The following is a 17956-nucleotide window of genomic DNA, read 5'->3' as shown; positions in this document are numbered from 1 at the left end:
GCAAATACAAATAAATAATTCATTGATAATATCGATGCAAAAAAAGCGCACACTAAAACTGGAAAATACTGAAATACTAAATTGATGATATGAAATAAATATCGAAGACAGGAACTAAGCTATATAAAGAGATTATGTATCTCTGATTATCGTGCTTTCATGCCCGCATCTGTTGATGGCTTGTTTTGCAGGTTTAGGTGGTGGTCTTTAGCTTAGTCTGATATCTGTTATGATTATTTGGCCGGTGATGACTGGTACTATTGTGCCTGTACTGATGCCTGATTCAGGCTGGGGAGGGTTTGGTAAGTAATGATTTAACTGGCTGTGGGCGGCTGGGATATCCGGCTGGTTTGTGTTTTTTCATGCAAAAGTTGATGTAGTTTGTGATGTGGTGAAACGAAGTAAATTATAATCGTTAGGGATAAAGTAAGTGCAGCAGTTGCTGCTGGTGTTATTTGAACGAAAGGGATAGTTATGTCGCAATTTTTGCTGGTACCGACTGGGGCTCAGACAGGTCTGACTGTGGTTGGTTTGGGTGTGGCACAGGCTTTTGTACAAGCTGGGCATGTACCGCTGTACTTCAAACCGGTAGCAACGGATGTGGCTGCGGATGATGCTGGGCTGGTGCAGGCTGTATTGCAGCAGAGTTTGCCTGCACCACTGTCGCTGGCGAATCTGGATGAGCGTGTGTATCAGGGGCAGGCAGATGATGTGGTAGAAGAGTTTGTTGCTGCTTTCCACCAGATGGCTGAGGCCAAGCACGATGTGGTGGTGGTTGAGGGTGCTGTGCCTGAAGCCGGCCGGACTTACCTGCCTGCACAAAATGTGAAGATTGCGGCAGCACTGAATGCACGGGTGATTCTGGTGGCGGCAGTAGCTGACCAGACGCCGGCTGCGGTGGCTGTTCAGTTGCAACTGGCTTTGCATGATTATGCACATGGCCATACTGAAATCAGTGGCTTTATTTTAACCGCCGATGCCCAAACTGCACCGGCAGAAGGTTTTGCCGCAGAAGTGCAGGCTGCACTGGCTGCACACGGTAAAAAGCTTGAATGTATCGGTGTGGTTACTGCTGTACCGGCTGGTGTAGAGGCTGCTCAGGCTCAGGATGTGGCCAATGCTGTGGCTGCCCAGTTAAACGCCGAGCTGCTTTGCGGGGAGCTGGCTAAACCGGTAGCAGAACATTTGGCACCGGCAGCATTCCGCTATCAGATGATGGCGCGTGCCCGTGCTGCGAATAAACGCATTGTTCTGCCTGAGGGTAATGAACCACGCACTATTGCTGCGGCTGCCATTTGTGAAAATAAGGGTATTGCCCGCTGTGTGCTGCTGGCAAAAAAAGCCGAAGTGGAAGAAGTGGCGCAGGCGAAAGGAATTACTTTACCAGCCTCGCTGGAAATCATTGACCCTGACAGTATCCGTGAACGCTATATTGCGCCGATGGTAGAGCTGAGAAAGAGCAAAGGGTTGACTGCTGAACAGGCTGCTGAACAGTTGCAGGATACGGTGGTGCTGGGCACTATGATGCTGGCCACAGGTGATGTGGATGGTCTGGTATCCGGCGCTGTACACACTACAGCCAACACCATCCGTCCGGCTTTGCAGCTGATTAAAACTGCTCCGGGTGCCAGTCTGGTATCCAGTGTATTCTTTATGCTGATGCCGGATCAGGTGCTGGTATATGGTGACTGTGCGGTAAACCCGAATCCTACTGCCGAGCAACTGGCTGATATTGCTATTCAGTCTGCGGATTCTGCCAAAGCATTTGGTATTGAACCAAAAGTGGCGATGATTTCTTATTCTACTGGTTCATCAGGCAGTGGTGCCGATGTGGAAACGGTTACTGCTGCTACTAAACTGGCACAGCAAAAACGTCCTGATCTGCATATTGACGGACCTTTGCAGTATGATGCGGCCAGTGTACCGAGCGTGGGCAGACAGAAAGCACCTGACAGCAAGGTGGCCGGTCAGGCAACGGTATTTGTATTCCCTGATTTAAATACCGGTAATACAACTTATAAAGCCGTACAGCGCAGTGCGCATGTGCTGAGTGTTGGGCCGATGTTGCAGGGTCTGAACAAACCGGTGAACGATTTGTCTCGTGGTGCTCTGATTGAAGATATTGTCTACACTATTGCTCTGACGGCAATTCAGGCGGTACAGATGAGCTAACGGATTATTGCATCCGGTTTTGTATGGTACGGGCAGGTGATGGTTATGTCATCTGCCCGATTTTGTTGCTTATATGGCAAGAAAATTCGTTAATCTGATTTTTTGTGCAATATTAATAATAATATTTAAGAAAAATAAGATGATTATTGTCTTTTGTTGTTGTGATTTTACGGGCTATTGCCAAAACTGTGCTCATAAATTACAGTTTGTAACGCAGACATTTCGTCTGGAAAAGGCCAAGAATACAGAGGCATAATCTAAAACTTAGAGGATAATGATGGTATTTAATACTCGCCTGCGGATTTTTGCAGGCGGTTTATTTTTATTTGCTGTGTTGTTTGTTCAAAAGTAATTTTTGAATGTGCCGGCTAGTTTTATTTATTGCTATCATTTTTCCTATTCGTTGCTGTTACTTTTGTTTCAGATATCAGTGCGCTGAAACCAGTCTATTATTCTGATAAGTGCATCATGCAGCACGTTTAAACAATGTTTTGGCTGTTTTTAAGCTTGCCGTGCTAGTATTTTGTATTATTTTTATTGTGTATTGTATAGGTGTCAACTGCTGCGGTACGGGTACTAGTTGTGATATTTCTATCTGTTTCCTTTATGCTTTTGCATAAAAGTTGCTGTTTATCCCTTTGATATGACATTAATATTTTATAATTTCATATTAATATTAAAGGTAATTAATTTTAAACCCATACAAATAGATGACTATTTGGGTTGAAACATTATGAGCCAGATTAAAGAAGTTGATTTTTTACTATATAGGCTCTGACAGCAAGATATGCTTGCTATTATATTAGGGCTAAGCTATTTTTTTAATGCCAGTTTGATGTGGGGTTTTTGCGCTTTGATTTCTGGCGCAGACGGTTTACTGGCTGTGGCAATTTGTGCGAGCTGTTTGCCGGAGAGCAGACCGGACCAATCTCCATCCAGATACCACTGTTCGCCGAAATCCTCACAGGGGTGAGGGATACGGATACAGCCATTACCGCATTGCAGGTCATCGGCACGGCAGTATTTGTCGCAGCCCCAACAGATTCGTTCGGGATGTTTGGGATGTAACGGAAAAACCTTGGCCATGGTGGTGTATACCTGTTATGAGTAATATGGGGGTTATACCTGCTGGGGTGAATTTGTTCAAGAAATCGATGGTTGAGCGCAGTGTAATGTTTTGTGTGGATTAATTGCTGGCGCTACAGGATGCAGGCCGATACGAGCTGAATACAGATTCAGGTCAAGGAAAATAGGTGCACAATGAAACAATATGATGTTGCGGTACTGGGAGGTGGTTTATTGGGTCGCCTGACTGCATGGTTATTGGCAGATCAGGGCTGTAAGGTGATATTGTTCAATGCTGGTAAGCGTAATGGTGAAGATGCTGCTGCTTTTGCGGCTGCCGCGATGCTGGCACCTACGGCAGAAGCGGTGGAAGCAACGCCGCTGGTGGTACAGCTAGGCTATGCTAGTCTGCCCATCTGGCGCCAGTGGGTGGATTCGTTTCCGACACCGATATTCATGCAGCAAAATGGTTCGCTGATTGTGTGGCATCCGCAGGATCATGCTTTGGCTAAGCAGTTTTCCCAGCATTTGCAACGTGCCCATCAGGACAGCAGTGTCTGGCAGGTATGGCATAATCAGGAAATTAGTGAACACGAGCCACAACTGGCAGGCCGTTTTCAGCAGGGTCTGTTTTTGCCGACGGAAGGACAACTTGATAACCGGCAAACTCTGCTGGCTCTGGCGGATGTGCTCGACCGGCAGCAGGTAAGCTGCCATTGGGGGCGCAGCAGTGATTTGGCGGAATGTGCTGCTCTGGCTCACTGGACGCTGGATTGTCGTGGCTACGGTGGCAAAGGTAACTGGAATAGTCACGGTCAAAGCCGTTTACGCGGGGTGCGAGGAGAGGTGTTGCGCCTGTATGCACCGGATATTGAGCTTCACCGGCCGGTGCGGGTATTGCATCCGCGCTATCCTATTTATATTGCGCCCAAGCAGGATAAGTTGTTTGTTATCGGGGCGACGCAGATTGAAAGTGAAGATGACAGTAATCTGAGTGTCCGCAGTGGTCTGGAGCTGATGTCTGCTCTGTATACGGTTCATCCGGCTTTTGGAGAGGCTCGGATTCTGGAAAGTATGGCTGAGCTGCGCCCTACGCTTAATCATGAAAGCCCGGAAATTCGCTATGATACACAGAATCGTGTTGTAACGGTTAATGGTCTGTTTCGGCATGGTTTTATGATTTCGCCTGCGGTGAGTATTGCTACGGTGCGTGTATTGCAGAATTTAATGCAACAGCAGTCATTGCCGGATGCTCAGGCGTGCTATTACATTGATGTTTTGCCGGTAAATCAGAATGGGGAGGCAGATTGATGGATATTTGTGTTAATGATGATGTGATTGTTTTTGATGGCAGTACGGTCGCTGATCTGGTTGAGTATCTGATGCTAGAAGCGCCATTTGCTGTTGCGGTAAATACGGCTTTTGTCGCCAGAAAGCACTATTCAAGCTACCATTTGCAACCGCAGGACAAGGTAGATATTGTTAGTCCGATAGTGGGTGGCTAGTATTTGGCTGCTGTGCTGATTTGTTTCTGCAAACCCTGTTTGAATACAGGGTTTTTTGCTGTTTGGCTAGTGGCAGTCTTTGCCTATGTAATGGGATTTTGCGGGTATTTCTGTTGCAGTCATTCCAATAAAAACAGGAATATATTTTGTCTACAGGTAAGGGAACGATAGTTTACCTGCTGTTAAATCAATTTAATCTGTTTATTTTTTAATGAAATGATATTTTCTTCTGAGAATATTTTCTGAAATAGTGCTAGTTTGTTTATAAATAAAATTAATGTGTTGATGAGTAAGATAGCCAGCCAGATTTTTGCTGGTGCTATATTCAGACGCTATATTCGACTTTAAAGGGTAAATCTGCTTGAATTTATCTCTAGTCTACATTTACACTTGAGTCTATTTTATTAATTAGTTAATAAAAAATTATAACAATCATTATTACATTAAGAGGAATTGAATTTATGTCTAATCTGTTTACTCGCACACAACCTGCGAACCGCAATTATGCGGTGGCTTTTTTGGCCGGTATTATGGGTGGCCTGATTGCAGCTTTTGTGAAATCGGGTACGGAAGGGGTGATGCCTCCACGTATGCCAGACCGTGTGGCTCCTACGGTTCAGATAATTCAGGATATGGGCATTGATATGCACAATATGGTTTACACCTATTCTGATCAGGTGGTGAACTGGGGCGGTAGTGCGGTGCATATTCTGTTTTCAATTGTGTGGGCGGTGATTTACTGTATGGCTGCGGAGATTTTTCCTAAAGTTAAGCTAGGGCAGGGGTTGGCGTTTGGTATCGGGGTAACTATTCTGTTTCACGGTATGATGTTGCCGGTACTGAATCTGTCACCGGCACTATGGAATCTGCCGTTTGATGAGCTGTTCTCTGAGCTGGTGGGTACGCTGCTATGGATGTGGACGATTGAAGTTTTCCGCCATGATTTGCGTAGCCGCCTGACCAAGAAATCTGACGCGGAATTTCAGTAAGCTTTGTCTGATTCTTGCCTGTGCTCACGCTTTTGTATCCGGAATAAGCAGTATTCTGGCTGTTTCGGTATATGCCGAAGCATGGTGACAATAGCTGATGTGGTTCTGTCAGGTGAAATAGGTGCAAAGTTATTGTTCTGGTTATAAAATCTAACATTCTTTACTGCGGATGGTTTTTAGTGCGGCTATTTGGGAATATTGGTTAATTTTATGTGAAGAGGGGATGGCTTATGGCTTTGCAACTTTATGATAAGCAGTTTGATAGTCGTTTGCTGTTGGGCACTGCTGCTTATCCTACTCTGGAAGTGCTGCGTACAGCAGTAAGAAAAGCGCAACCAGCCATGATTACTGTAGCCTTGCGCCGGCAGGGCGCTACCTCGGCTGAGCATGGTCGGGGTTTATGGGGCTTGTTACAGGAGCTGGCTTTGCCTATTCTTCCCAATACTGCCGGTTGCCTGAGTGTGGAAGAGGCGGTGACTACGGCTCAGATGGCGCGCGAGGTATTTGACACTGACTGGATCAAGCTGGAACTGATTGGCGATGATGATACTTTACAGCCGGATGTATTTCAGTTGGTACGGGCTGCGGATATACTGATTAAGGATGGTTTCAAAGTATTGCCATATTGTACGGAAGATTTGATTGCCTGCCGCCGTTTGCTGGATGTTGGCTGTCGGGCACTGATGCCTTGGGCTGCGCCAATTGGTACAGGTTTGGGGCCGGTACATGAATACGCGCTGCATGTATTGCGTGAACGCTTGCCAGCTATCCCGCTGCTTGTAGATGCGGGGCTGGGTTTACCTTCGCATGCGGCAAAAGTCATGGAGTGGGGTTTTGATGCTGTATTACTTAATACGGCAGTGTCGCGCAGTGGCGATCCGGTAATGATGGCAGAGGCATTTGCGCTGGCGGTTAATGCTGGGCGGCTGGCTTATGAAGCGGAACCTGTGGTACCGCGCCATAATGCGCAGGCTTCTACGCCACAGGTTGGACAGCCGTTCTGGCACTATCCTGATTATGAGTAGTAAAAAATAAAGCGCGTAAGCGCTTTATTTAATATTGGCGGTTATTTTGTCCTGTTTAACTGCACCGATGGTGGTTAAACAGGACAGCCTTTCTGAATGTTACTGCTTGGTGCTGGTGGTATCTGAATAGGTGATGCGTTTTTTCAGTTGCTGGCGATACAGGGGCAGGAGCATGGTCAGCAGAATAAACCAGACAGGGGTAGCCAGCAGGCCAGTAAGGGTATCCTTATCCTGACTGAACAGATACAGCACAAATACAAAGAATATCAGGCAGACATAGCACATCGGTATGCCAAAAGGCATTTTGTAGACTGAGTGCGCGTGTGCCTCTGGATAGAGCTTGCGATAACGCAGGTAGGCAATCAGGATAACTGCCCAGACAAAGATAAAGCAGATACTGGATACAGTGGTGACGATGGTAAATACTTTCATGACATCACCTTCGGCATAGAGCAGGCCAACACCAATCAGCAGCAGGGCACAGGAATAGATCAGGCCGTTTTGTGGCACGCCTGTAGCTGATAGCCGCGCGAAGGCTTTCGGGCCAACGCCGTTTCTTGATAGGCCGTATAGCATACGGCCAGTGGAATACATGCCGCTATTGGCAGAAGACATGGCAGAAGTGAGCACAACAAAATTAATAATGGTGGCTGCGGCGCTAATGCCAATCAGGGTGAACATGTTGACGAACGGGCTACGATCTGGCGCAACCATGCTCCACGGGGTAACTGTCATGATGATGGTTAAGGCCAGTACATAAAAGACAATCACGCGCACCGGTATTTTATTGATGGCGGCAGGCAGGGTGGTATTGGGGTCGTCTGTTTCGGCCGATGCTGTACCAACCAATTCGATACCAACAAAAGCAAAGATGGCAATCTGAAAGGCAGCAAAAAAGCCGGACCAGCCATGTGGCATCCAGCCACCGTAAGACCATAAGTTGCTGATTCGTGCCTGAATGCCACTGGAGCTGACAAAGCCAGTGAGTAACAGATAGCTGCCACAGCCAATCAGCGCCAGAATAGCCAGAATCTTGATTAGCGCAAACCAGAATTCCAGCTCACCAAACAGTTTGACGGATAATAAATTCAGTACCAGCAGGACAATAATGCATATGATACCGGGCAGCCAGAGTGGTACATCTGGCCACCAGAACTGGGTATAACCGGTAATGGCTACGATATCGGCCATGCCAATTACTACCCAGCAAAACCAGTATGACCAGCCAACATAATAGCCGACAGTAGGATTAAGAATATCGGTGGTGAAGTCGACAAAGGATTTGTAATGCAGATTGTGCAACAGCAGTTCACCCATGGCACGCATAACGAAAAACAGGAATGCGCCGATGATGATGTAAGTAAACAGTACGGATGGCCCTGCCAGGCTGATGGTGCGGCCTGAACCCATAAAAAGGCCGGTACCGATTGCACCGCCGATGGCAATTAGCTGTAAATGTCGGTTTTTCAATGTACGTTTTAACTCGGGCGGCCGGCTCATGATATATCCTTTAGAGACTGGAAAACAGGAATCGAAAACATGGTTTTATTTTTTAGGGAATTATACGTGGGTATAAGGTTGTTTATGCTAAATGACTTTCTGGTGCTGGCAGACCTATATTCATGTATTTAATATAGTGCATCTTATTAGCTGCATAGCCAGCCTGAAGTCATAATACTGTATCACAGTTTATTGCTGTTGCTGGCAATATCTGAATGCAGATGCTGTGAATGGGGTGGTGTGTATTAAGGTGGTGATTTTTTCGGCTAACCTCACGCGAGGTTGGGCTGGTTAAGGAATAATGATTATAGAGGGGAGAATGTGTTCCTGCGCCGGACTGAGACCGGATTAGTGATGGGCTATGGTTGTATTGGAATGTTTATCAGCACGACGATAAAAGGCGTTTATCCGATTTATTTTACTAATCTGGTATATTATGGCGTAAGCATTTGGAATGCTGGTTGTGGCTGGTGCTATTTTCGGTATTTTTTTCTGATTCATCAGATTAGTGGCTTGCTAATGATGTGGTTGTTCAGCCTGCTGTGATGGTGTTATCGATTATGAAAACCGGTAGTGGTATTGGTGGGAGTGGCGGTTATCAGGTTAGATATGACTATACCCGCTTGATGCAAGTGGTACAGATTATGTATGGCAGGGATTGAGTCTGGGTAATAATGACTGCATTTTAAGGCGGAAATGTTGTTGCTACTGTGCACGGCGGTGATGGGGTTGATTGTGTGCATGGTAGCCGTACAATAGACAGAACAGATTTGGATATTTAAGAGTGTTAGATATGAGTGAAAATAAAGTCGTTCATTACTTAAAAGATTATCAGGCACCGGATTTTGCGGTAGCTGATATTAATCTGACTTTTTCTCTGGAGGATGCTTATACCACTGTCCTCAATCGCATGACTGTGATGCCACGGCAGACAGGCAAACCTTGTGTACTGGATGGCAGCGCTGAGCTATTGCAGATTGTTTTAAATGGTAAGTCTTTGTGTCCACATGAATATGCAGTTGCAGATGAAAAGCTGATTATTCATGCGGCGCCAGACAGTGAATTTGTGCTGGAAATCACCACCAGATTGTATCCGGCACAAAATAAAACATTGATGGGGCTGTATGAGTCTGGTGATAATCTATACACCCAGAATGAACCTGAAGGCTTTCGCAAGATTACCTATTATTTTGACCGGCCGGATGTGATGAGTCAGTTTACCACCACTATTATTGGTGATAAGCGGCGTTATCCGGTTATGCTGTCTAACGGTAATCTGATTGACAGTGGTGAACTAGACAATGGCCGTCATTGGGTATGCTGGCGTGACCCGTTTGCCAAGCCAAGTTATCTGTTTGCTCTGGTGGCGGGGCAACTGGCAGTGCTGGAGGGCAGTTTTACAACCCGTAGCGGTAAAGAGGTGGCGCTGAAGTTTTATACCCGTCCGGAAGACCGTGCCAAGGCAGGTTTTGCGCTGGAGTCTCTGAAGCATGCGATGCAGTGGGATGAAGAGCGTTTTAATCTGGAATACGATTTGAATATTTTTATGGTTGTGGCCGTGAGCGATTTCAATATGGGCGCCATGGAAAATAAAGGCCTGAATATTTTCAATACTAAATATGTACTTGCCAGTAGTGATACGGCCACCGATGCGGATTTTGAAGCAATTGAGGGTGTGATTGGTCATGAGTATTTCCATAACTGGACGGGTAACCGGGTAACCTGTCGTGACTGGTTTCAGTTGTCGCTGAAAGAAGGTCTGACGGTATTCCGTGATCAGGAATTTTCAGCCGATCGTGCCAGCAGGGCAGTACGCCGCATTCATAATGTCAGGGTGTTGCGTAGCATGCAGTTTGCCGAGGATGCTGGCCCGATGGCACATCCGGTACGGCCTGCTTCATATGAGGAAATGAATAATTTCTATACGTTAACTGTGTATGAAAAAGGTGCCGAAGTGGTACGCATGTACCATACACTTCTGGGCGAAGCAGGTTTTCAGAAAGGTATGCAGCTTTACTTCCAGCGCCATGATGGTCAGGCAGTGACCTGTGATGATTTCCGCGCGGCTATGGCTGATGCCAATGGTGTTAATCTGGAGCAGTTTGCTTTATGGTACAGTCAGGCTGGTACACCGCAGATTAAAGCGCATGGTGAATATGATGCAGGCAATCATACCTTCACTCTGCATCTACAGCAGTACATTCCACCCACGCCTGATATGGCAGACAAGCAGCCGATGGTGATTCCGGTTAAGGTTGGGCTGCTTGGCCGCGATGGCACACCTATGGCATTCAGACTGGCCGATACGGATACGCTGGTAGATGAAACAGTACTGGTATTCAATCAGGCACAACAGACATTTGTGTTTTATGATGTTGCACAGGAGGTGGTGCCATCATTATTGCGCGGTTTCAGTGCCCCGGTAAGACTGGATTATCCGTATGGTGATGCTGATCTGATGTTGCTGCTGGCACATGACACTGATTCCTTTGCCCGCTGGGAAGCTGCACAAACTCTGTACCGGCGTGCGGTTACGGCTAATCTGGTGGCGCTGGCCGCAAATCAGCCGATTCCCCATCATGCTGAGCTGGCTGCGGCAATTACTGCGGCGTTGAATGCCGATATTGACCCGGCTTATAAAGCAGTATTATTACAGGTGCCAACTGAAGCGGAATTGTGGGAGGATGCACAAAGCATTAATCCTGAGCTGTATGTACGTGCACGGCAGGCGCTGTTGCGGGATTTGGCTACCAGCATGGAAGACACGCTGACGCACTGGCGTACATGGGCTGATACACAGGAGCAGAACAGTAAGCATGCTGCACCACAGGAATATCACCCTGATCTGGCCGGTGTTCGCAGCTTGCGCAATACTTTATTGCAATGGGGTGTACAGGCCAGAGCGCAATTACTGCAAACTATTGCAAGTGAATATACGCAGCGTGCCACCAATATGACTCATGAATTTGGGATGCTGTCGGCCATTAATCATTTGCCCGATGACAAACGCAATGAGTTATTAAATCAGTTTGCCCAGCGTTATGCGCACGATGATCTGGTAATGGACAAGTATTTTATTCTGATTAGCAGCAGCCAGCGTGCCGATACCCTGCAACAGGTACAGGCAGCCTTGCAGCACCCGGCTTTCAGTCTGGAAAATCCGAATAAGGTACGCTCATTACTGGGCAGTTTTAGCCGTAATATTGAGCATTTTCATACAGCTGATGGTAGTGGCTACCGCTTTATTGCTGAGTATATATTGCGTATTGATGGATTTAATCCGCAGGTGGCGTCGCGTCTGGTACAGGCATTTAATCTGTATGGCCGGCTGGAACCGCAACGCAAAGCGTTGATGGCTGAACAGTTGCAGCGGATTCAGCAGCATGAAGGTTTATCCAAAGACAGTCGTGAAATTGTGGATAAGATTTTGCGTGACTGAGATGATGGCTGGTGAGTTTCAGCCTGAATAAAATAAAACAGAGCACTACGGATTATGCCGAAGTGCTCTTTTAATATGGATATGCTTTGGGCTATTCAGGCTTAGGCCGGAAGGCGGTATGTTCTTATTGCTTGCCGTTTATCCTTCAAGCAGCTGCTTGCCCAGATAATCGTTTTCTCTGGCCATTCCCGGTAAAACAAAGAAGAAGCCACCACCAAATGGTTTGATATAGCGTTCCAGTGGCTCGCCGTTGAGGCGGTTCTGGGTGTCGATAAAGCCTTTTTTCAGGTCATTCTGGTAGGCAACGAAAATCAGCCCCATATCAAGCTGGCCGCTGGGTAAGATGCCCAATGAGTAACTGAAGCTGCGCCGGCGCAGTTTGGCTACATGCCGTTCCGGAATACGTGGCTCGGCACGGCGCATGTGGGAATCAAACAGGATGCGGTCGCCATGCGGGTCGCGATTCATCTACGGGTCATCCATTTCGTGCTGCATGCCGATGGGGGCACCGCTGGTTTTGTAACGGCCAAAATCGTTTTCCTGATCTTCCAGTGGTGTTCTGTCCCAGAATTCCAGATTAAAGCGAATCAGGCGGATAGCCTGATAGCTGCCACCCAGACACCATGCAGGTTCATGGTTATTGGCAGTTACCCATACTAGCTCATCCATCAGTTTGCTATCGGTAATGGGGGCATTGCCGGTACCATCTTTAAAGCCAAACAGGTTGATGGCGGTGCTGTGATGGTCGATATCGCGTGCCGGCAGGAACCCGTCCATTTTCCAAACGGGTACCATGAACTGGTTGCAGTGGCTAATCAGGTCGCGCAGGGCATAAATCACGCTTTCGCGGCTGTTGGCACAAAACTGAATAGATAAATCTCCGCCACACCAGTCTTTTTCCAGCCGGTCGTTGGGAAAGCGCGGCATGGGTATCAGTTTTTTTGGTTTGTGTTTGGCCAGACCGAAGCGCTGGTCAAACAGGCTGGCGCCCACGGCTACGGTAATGGTAAGCGAGTCAGGTGACAAATTGTGACCGAGTAGCCCGGATTCCACTGGAGGCAGCTGGTCATTTTTTCCTACTGCCAGTGTCTGTGGCCGGGTGAGATAGGCGATGCGTTGGGAAATAAGCTGTAATAGCCGTTGTAGTTGGGCTTTTTCTCGTGTGGTCACGTTAAAGGCAACAAAAATGGCTTCTTTGGTATCAGGTGTGATCACACCGGCCTGATGACTGCCCCAGTAATTGACTGCCTGATTATAATTGTGAGTACAGCTACTGGCTGCGCTGGCTGATTTGCTGGCGCCGATACTGGCTATACCCAGTCCTCCGGCCAGCAGCATTTTCATGCCGTGGCGGCGGCCGGGGCTGGCAGGATTGTCTTCAGGCGTGGCCGCTGAGTCTGGCTGGTGTCTGAAGGTGTTTTTTTGCATAACTAGAACCTTAATGAGGATACTTGTAATAAACGCGAATGCCCAGTTGTGCCCGCAGTTGCGCCAGACGATTGGTCTGAATGCTTAGCAGGGAATACAGTTGGTCATGGTCAGCTTGGCTGAGTTGGTTGAAATTCTGAAACTGATTTTGTGGTAACTGATAGCGCCGGAGAACAGCAAAAATCTGCTGATAACCGCTGTCGAGCGCTACGCGTTGCTCGGCCGGAATAAAGTCAGTAAGCTGCTGCACAATTTGGGCAGAACCGGTGACATTAGCGTGGATATCGGCTAAATCGCTATGGCTATACTGATTTTCCTTGCCAGCAAGCTTGGTTTGCAGAATCATTTCCAGAAAATCGGATGCGGCCTGGACGACTTTGGCTATGTCCAGTTCATCAGCAGCAACCCGCTTTTGTAAATCAATGATTCCATATTGCAGATTACTGGCTTCTGCCTGTGCCTGTTGCAGGTCTTTGCGTACAAACAGCTCATATTCCAACCGGTGAAAACCGCTGAAACCGGGATCGTTAATGCCTTGCAGATAGTAATCTGCACGTGAGTTGATATTCTGGTCGGCATTGCCGAACAGTTTGACAATAACTCTTACCTGTTCGTAGCTTTGATGCGCGCGGATATAGTTTTGCTGTGCCGGTAATAATTGCCCGTTCCGGCTGGCATTGACGATGGCTTCAAGATATTGCTGGGTATTTTTTAGTTGCTGGACAACCTGCTGCTGATAAGCCTGAATAGCTGAATGGTATTTTTCCGGAGTGGGAATATCGCCTTTGGCTGTGACTGCATTGGTGTCGTTGATGATTGGCGCCCGTAAGCCATGCGCTACCGAAATTGCCGGCAGTAGTTGCGAACACAGGAATAGGGCGAGGAACCTGAGCAGCTTCATGTGGATTTCTTCCTTAAAAACAGTATAGCCATTAACAGCCAGAATACGCCAAAGGTAATAACGCTAATCCACATTGGCTGGGAACGGTAGGCAAGCAGTGAAGAAGCGAAGCTGCCAATTAAACCGCTATCGTCAATAAATGGTGAGGTATCCCATGCAGGGTTAATCAGGAAATCGGGTATAGATATGTCATATTCTAGTAGCATATTGATGCCATCTTCAATTGCTTTCATGAGTAACGAAATGGCCAGAAATAATAATATGATGCCGGTTATGGTAAAAAATTTTTTCCACTGAATGAAGCGGCTGGTCTGAATAAAGGTATAGAAGGTTAGGGCTGATACGGCGATACCGATAAGTACGGCGATGCAGAAGCTGAAGTAATTATGGCTGTTGAGCTGCATGATTTGCCCAGACAGGAATACGACGATTTCACTGCCTTCGCGGGCAATGGCAATCGCAATAATGAATAGTGCTCCCCACCATGAGTTGCGGGCTACCTGCTGCGCCATTTCCAGCTCTAGTGTGGATTTCATGCTGCGGGCGTGTTTGTTCATCCAGTACACCATCTGCACAATCAGTACACAGGCCATTGCAGACATACCCATCATAAATATTGTTTGATGGTCATCGGTAAGCTCTTTAAATATGCCGTTGATAATGAGAGCCAGTATGACTGATATCAGTATACCGAGTCCTACACCACCAAACAGGTAACGCATGCCGTTACTGTTGTCGGGATTGCGTTTAATCCATGAATATATAATGCCAACAACGAGCAACGCTTCGAAGCATTCACGCCAGACAACAAAGATGACTTGTCCCATTTATATCCTGTTCTTATTTTACGATTAACTGCCCTTTGGGCTTATCCAGATGGAAATCATCAAAAAAGATATAGGTGCCGGGTTTTTTCGGGGCGATCACCACTACTGATGATGCTCCTGGTGCCAGTACTTTTTCTTTTACCAGCTGGATGCTTTCAAACTCAACTGGCCCCTTGCCAATATTGGTGACTTTGATGCGAATGATTTTGTTGGCCGGTGCGTTGAGGGTTAACGGTATCATGTCACCATCTTTCATTTTCAGCTCCAGAGTGACTTTGTCATCAGCAATCGCAGAATATGAAAGCATGAAGCTACAAAAACTCAAGACAATAAGAAAAAATTTTTTCATGATGGATACATTTACAGAAAAAGGTATTGTGGCAGTAACAATGTATCAAGGGATTATCCAATCGGTTAAAACCAGAATAATCCCTGTACTGCGCGACGCTGTTAGTAGCTACCTTTACGGCCTACACCGGTGTACTCAAAGTCCCAGCTCACTTCAAACGGTTTGAACCACGGGGCTACACCAGTTTCCTTGTCAATATGACGTGCCATTTGATTGGCCGTTGGTGGAGAAATATGGTAAGTAACCCGATATTTGCCCAGACCATTGAGTTTGACGTTGTCGCCATAGTGAGGGCCGTCACTGGCAACCATGGACATAAATTTACCTGAGTGTTCGAATTTGCCTTTGGTCAGTTTGGTGATGGTGTATTCAATATTCAGATTGGGAATCCAGTCACCTTCGGCAAAACCGTTTGGATTGCCTTCTGTAGCATGAATATCGGCTTCCATGTGTACGTCAGATTTGCTGGCTGGCAGATGCATGTTGCTGTGATCCATACCATCGGTATCCATGGTGATAGGCGGCAGATATACGCCAGAAATTTCCATTCCGTTTTTGATGATGGGTTTACCCATAGGGTATTCCTGAGCAAAGGCTGCCATGGATACGAGGGCAGCACTGGCGATGGCCATTTTTTGTAACAGCATGCTTGATTTTCCTATTTTAGTCATGTAAATCAATATGAATCAGGTGATGACTGGATAACAATTGATAAGGATTATCAATATACCCCTTTTGAAAATGTTAGAAAACAATTAAATTATGTTTTTTATTAATATTTAATGTTATTTATTGCTATGTAAGAAATTCTATTTTCTCAGGGTGTTTGAATAACTTATACCTTGAGTAAAATAGATAATGATAAATAAATATATTCAATATTAATTGATAACTGGATTGATGGAGCTAAAAGTTACGGCTAACAATGGTTTCAGCCACGGCTGATATCACTTTGATAGTCATAAACTGGAATTCTGGCTGACAAAGATTCAAACTATTGATAATTTGGTTAGGGCAAGCTATTGATATATAAGTTAAGTAATGTTAAATTATAGTTGCGGTTGCAATTGATACTGATTAAAGGTGTTGCTGGCCGGAACAGAATGAACATATTACCTGTATCTGGGTGTGTTTGGCGCAGAAAACTGTTCAGGCTGATTTGATGGCGGTAATAAGGTTGCTGCCTATGGTGATATCACCATAGGCAAAATGTAACTAGGACTTATGTATTGCCTGCCATATTTGTTGCGCTAAGGGTTCTATGCCGTGCCACAGCAGGGGTTGCCAATTGCGCTTTTTGCAAAATGAAAACACCAGGGTTTCGGCTCTGATAATGTTGTTGCAGGGTTTGAAAACCAGTAATCCGCTGTCCTGCCAGTCTGAGTCAACTCTGATGATATAAGGTGACAGGATATAGGCAGTATATTCGGTAGTTTCCTCTGGATCGTTTGGCCATGAGCTGCCGATGGGGGTAGTTTGTTGTAGGTAATAAAGTGCAAAGGGTTGCTGTAACTGTAAATTGTCGTGCAGTGCACTGGACAGTGCATTCTTGTCAGGTGCAAGAAGTTTCATTGTCTGTCCCCCTGTGCACAATTCATGCTAAATACATTATTTGTATTTGTCATGTAATATATCTGTGTGTACTGATGGCACCTGATTGTAAACAGTTGTTGTGCAAACAGGCTAGATTGCAGTATGTGACGGGGGAGGTTCGCTTTGTAGATATCCATGTTATTGCCTTTCTCTTTTGGTCATGAAGCCGCAATTGTGCTGTCAAACACAGATGGCGGCAGACAAATGGCAGGGTTGACAGACCGACAAAGAGAACCGGCAGGCGCGAAGCCTCCCTGCCACTGTCCACCATGAGTCAGGTGAGGCAATGAACATTCACAGACAAAAAAGCTACTCCATTGTTGAGTAGCAGGATGTCTGCCTCTTTAATCAGCCTGTCAAAGCTGGCTGCGCTATTGAACACAACGTCTTTATCTTGCCGTTAAAGCTTGATACTGTCAATTATTGCCTCACACCTGATGTATCGGTTGTTTGCTGCGTATTTTCATGCTAGGTAAAAGCTATCTGTCTGCTGATTTTGTTGTGCTTGTTTTATCTCAGAAAAATTAATTTTGGATAAATTTTTATACATATAGCATGATGAGTCTGTTGCCGTTCTGGTGACAGGTTGTAACGGGAAACGGCCAGCTTCCGGCTATGTGATTTTGTACCGATGATAGCGGGTACTACAAAATATCGGTGAGTTTCGCTATATGAACTTGGCTGCTATTGATGACGGCAATAATATTGATCGGCACACTACACGCTGGATAGTGGCTGCGCTGTATGTCTGATATAGTCAGAAATAAGTAATCTAATTTTAATTTTTTTGCATAAATTTTATGGATAATGGTAAGCTATTTTACATTTATAGTGTTGTTTTATTGGCTATAAATTGCAAGTAAGTTAAGCGTACGGTTGAGTATCAACTATCGTGCTGGTTTGCATGTCACTGCTTATTGACCCATTTCACGAATATCTGCATGAAGTCAGGAGTCAGTAATTCTGGTAGGCTGTGTGGCATGCGGTTAACATGATTCTTCAGCCTGTGGCTGGTGCTGCTTACCAGAACCGGATTCTTCCTGTGGCTGCTTCAAATATGCATCTATATCAGGCTGCACTTATTGTTGGCAGTTGCTTTTGCTGTTAGCGTACAAAAAAGCAATCATATTTAAATATGTTAATGATTTTTTCAATATATACTT

Annotated in this window: 13 protein-coding genes and 1 pseudogene; 6 read left to right on the top strand and 8 right to left on the bottom strand. The window is 46.1% G+C overall.

Annotated elements, in window-relative coordinates; genetic code table 11:
* Positions 1–474 precede the first annotated feature (474 nt).
* A complete protein-coding gene (gene pta, locus BGI33_RS05985) occupies positions 475–2172 on the top strand; it encodes a phosphate acetyltransferase (protein WP_100090387.1) in 1698 nt (565 codons plus the stop codon).
* Positions 2173–2985: 813 nt separating this feature from the next.
* On the opposite strand, the gene BGI33_RS05980 is transcribed toward pta, so the two are convergent.
* The gene (locus tag BGI33_RS05980; protein ID WP_100090386.1) at positions 2986–3258 is read right to left on the bottom strand and encodes a DUF3079 domain-containing protein; all 273 of its coding nucleotides are present in this window, start codon (positions 3256–3258) and stop codon (positions 2986–2988) included.
* A gap of 174 nt (positions 3259–3432) precedes the next feature.
* On the opposite strand from BGI33_RS05980, the gene BGI33_RS05975 reads away from it, so the two are divergent.
* The 4 genes from BGI33_RS05975 (at position 3433) to BGI33_RS05960 (ending at position 6756) form a co-directional block, all read left to right on the top strand.
* Positions 3433–4548, top strand: coding sequence for an FAD-dependent oxidoreductase (locus BGI33_RS05975; RefSeq protein WP_100090385.1), 1116 nt, complete (start codon positions 3433–3435; stop codon positions 4546–4548).
* Complete coding sequence (gene thiS / locus BGI33_RS05970) at positions 4548–4742, top strand: sulfur carrier protein ThiS (RefSeq protein ID WP_100090384.1); 195 nt, start codon at positions 4548–4550, stop codon at positions 4740–4742. Before BGI33_RS05975 ends, thiS begins: the two co-directional genes overlap by 1 nt.
* A 461-nt stretch (positions 4743–5203) precedes the next feature.
* Positions 5204–5731, top strand: a complete 528-nt coding sequence (locus BGI33_RS05965; RefSeq protein WP_100090383.1) for a YagU family protein — start codon at positions 5204–5206, stop codon at positions 5729–5731.
* A 230-nt stretch (positions 5732–5961) separates the two neighbouring features.
* Positions 5962–6756 carry a thiazole synthase gene (locus BGI33_RS05960; protein WP_100090382.1) on the top strand — a complete coding sequence of 265 codons (795 nt, stop codon included), beginning with the start codon at positions 5962–5964 and terminating at the stop codon, positions 6754–6756.
* A 99-nt stretch (positions 6757–6855) separates the two neighbouring features.
* Here the strand turns inward: BGI33_RS05960 and BGI33_RS05955 are convergent, their stop codons facing one another.
* On the bottom strand, positions 6856–8256 hold the full coding sequence (locus BGI33_RS05955) for an amino acid permease (RefSeq protein WP_100090381.1): 1401 nt from the start codon (positions 8254–8256) through the stop codon (positions 6856–6858).
* A 793-nt stretch (positions 8257–9049) separates the two neighbouring features.
* Here BGI33_RS05955 and pepN point away from each other — a divergent pair.
* Positions 9050–11695: an aminopeptidase N gene (pepN, locus tag BGI33_RS05945; RefSeq protein ID WP_100090379.1), complete on the top strand. Its 2646-nt coding sequence runs from the start codon at positions 9050–9052 to the stop codon at positions 11693–11695.
* Positions 11696–11833: 138 nt separating this feature from the next.
* On the opposite strand, the pseudogene efeB reads toward pepN, so the two are convergent.
* The 6 genes and pseudogenes from efeB to BGI33_RS05915 all read right to left on the bottom strand — a co-directional run bounded on the left by efeB (position 11834) and on the right by BGI33_RS05915 (position 16772).
* Positions 11834–13033 (bottom strand): annotated as a pseudogene (gene efeB, locus BGI33_RS05940) (iron uptake transporter deferrochelatase/peroxidase subunit).
* A gap of 100 nt (positions 13034–13133) precedes the next feature.
* Positions 13134–14024 (bottom strand): EfeM/EfeO family lipoprotein, encoded by an 891-nt coding sequence (locus BGI33_RS05935; RefSeq protein ID WP_100090378.1) that lies wholly within the window; start codon positions 14022–14024, stop codon positions 13134–13136.
* On the bottom strand, positions 14021–14851 hold the full coding sequence (locus BGI33_RS05930; RefSeq protein WP_100090377.1) for an FTR1 family iron permease: 831 nt from the start codon (positions 14849–14851) through the stop codon (positions 14021–14023). The genes BGI33_RS05935 and BGI33_RS05930 overlap by 4 nt, the downstream gene beginning before the upstream one ends.
* A gap of 13 nt (positions 14852–14864) precedes the next feature.
* Positions 14865–15200, bottom strand: a complete 336-nt coding sequence (locus BGI33_RS05925) for a cupredoxin domain-containing protein (protein WP_100090376.1) — start codon at positions 15198–15200, stop codon at positions 14865–14867.
* A 101-nt stretch (positions 15201–15301) separates the two neighbouring features.
* Positions 15302–15847 (bottom strand): iron transporter, encoded by a 546-nt coding sequence (locus BGI33_RS05920; RefSeq protein WP_100090375.1) that lies wholly within the window; start codon positions 15845–15847, stop codon positions 15302–15304.
* 568 nt (positions 15848–16415) lie between these two features.
* The gene (locus BGI33_RS05915) at positions 16416–16772 is read right to left on the bottom strand and encodes a hypothetical protein (RefSeq protein ID WP_100090374.1); all 357 of its coding nucleotides are present in this window, start codon (positions 16770–16772) and stop codon (positions 16416–16418) included.
* Between the last annotated feature and the right edge of the window lie 1184 nt (positions 16773–17956).

Origin of the sequence: Snodgrassella alvi, assembly GCF_002777425.1 — a bacterium.
GTDB classification, from domain to species: Bacteria; Pseudomonadota; Gammaproteobacteria; order Burkholderiales; family Neisseriaceae; genus Snodgrassella; species Snodgrassella alvi_B.
The sequence above is the reverse complement of the archived record's forward strand: the minus strand, read 5'-3'. Positions and strand labels throughout refer to the sequence as shown.

Bases quoted from the DNA above. Each gene is read 5' to 3' on its own strand.
- pta (WP_100090387.1), top strand. From the start codon at position 475: ATGTCGCAATTTTTGCTGGTACCGACTGGGGCTCAGACAGGTCTGACT.
- BGI33_RS05980 (WP_100090386.1), bottom strand. From the start codon at position 3,258: ATGGCCAAGGTTTTTCCGTTACATCCCAAACATCCCGAACGAATCTGT.
- BGI33_RS05975 (WP_100090385.1), top strand. From the start codon at position 3,433: ATGAAACAATATGATGTTGCGGTACTGGGAGGTGGTTTATTGGGTCGC.
- thiS (WP_100090384.1), top strand. From the start codon at position 4,548: ATGGATATTTGTGTTAATGATGATGTGATTGTTTTTGATGGCAGTACG.
- BGI33_RS05965 (WP_100090383.1), top strand. From the start codon at position 5,204: ATGTCTAATCTGTTTACTCGCACACAACCTGCGAACCGCAATTATGCG.
- BGI33_RS05960 (WP_100090382.1), top strand. From the start codon at position 5,962: ATGGCTTTGCAACTTTATGATAAGCAGTTTGATAGTCGTTTGCTGTTG.
- BGI33_RS05955 (WP_100090381.1), bottom strand. From the start codon at position 8,256: ATGAGCCGGCCGCCCGAGTTAAAACGTACATTGAAAAACCGACATTTA.
- pepN (WP_100090379.1), top strand. From the start codon at position 9,050: ATGAGTGAAAATAAAGTCGTTCATTACTTAAAAGATTATCAGGCACCG.
- BGI33_RS05935 (WP_100090378.1), bottom strand. From the start codon at position 14,024: ATGAAGCTGCTCAGGTTCCTCGCCCTATTCCTGTGTTCGCAACTACTG.
- BGI33_RS05930 (WP_100090377.1), bottom strand. From the start codon at position 14,851: ATGGGACAAGTCATCTTTGTTGTCTGGCGTGAATGCTTCGAAGCGTTG.
- BGI33_RS05925 (WP_100090376.1), bottom strand. From the start codon at position 15,200: ATGAAAAAATTTTTTCTTATTGTCTTGAGTTTTTGTAGCTTCATGCTT.
- BGI33_RS05920 (WP_100090375.1), bottom strand. From the start codon at position 15,847: ATGCTGTTACAAAAAATGGCCATCGCCAGTGCTGCCCTCGTATCCATG.
- BGI33_RS05915 (WP_100090374.1), bottom strand. From the start codon at position 16,772: ATGAAACTTCTTGCACCTGACAAGAATGCACTGTCCAGTGCACTGCAC.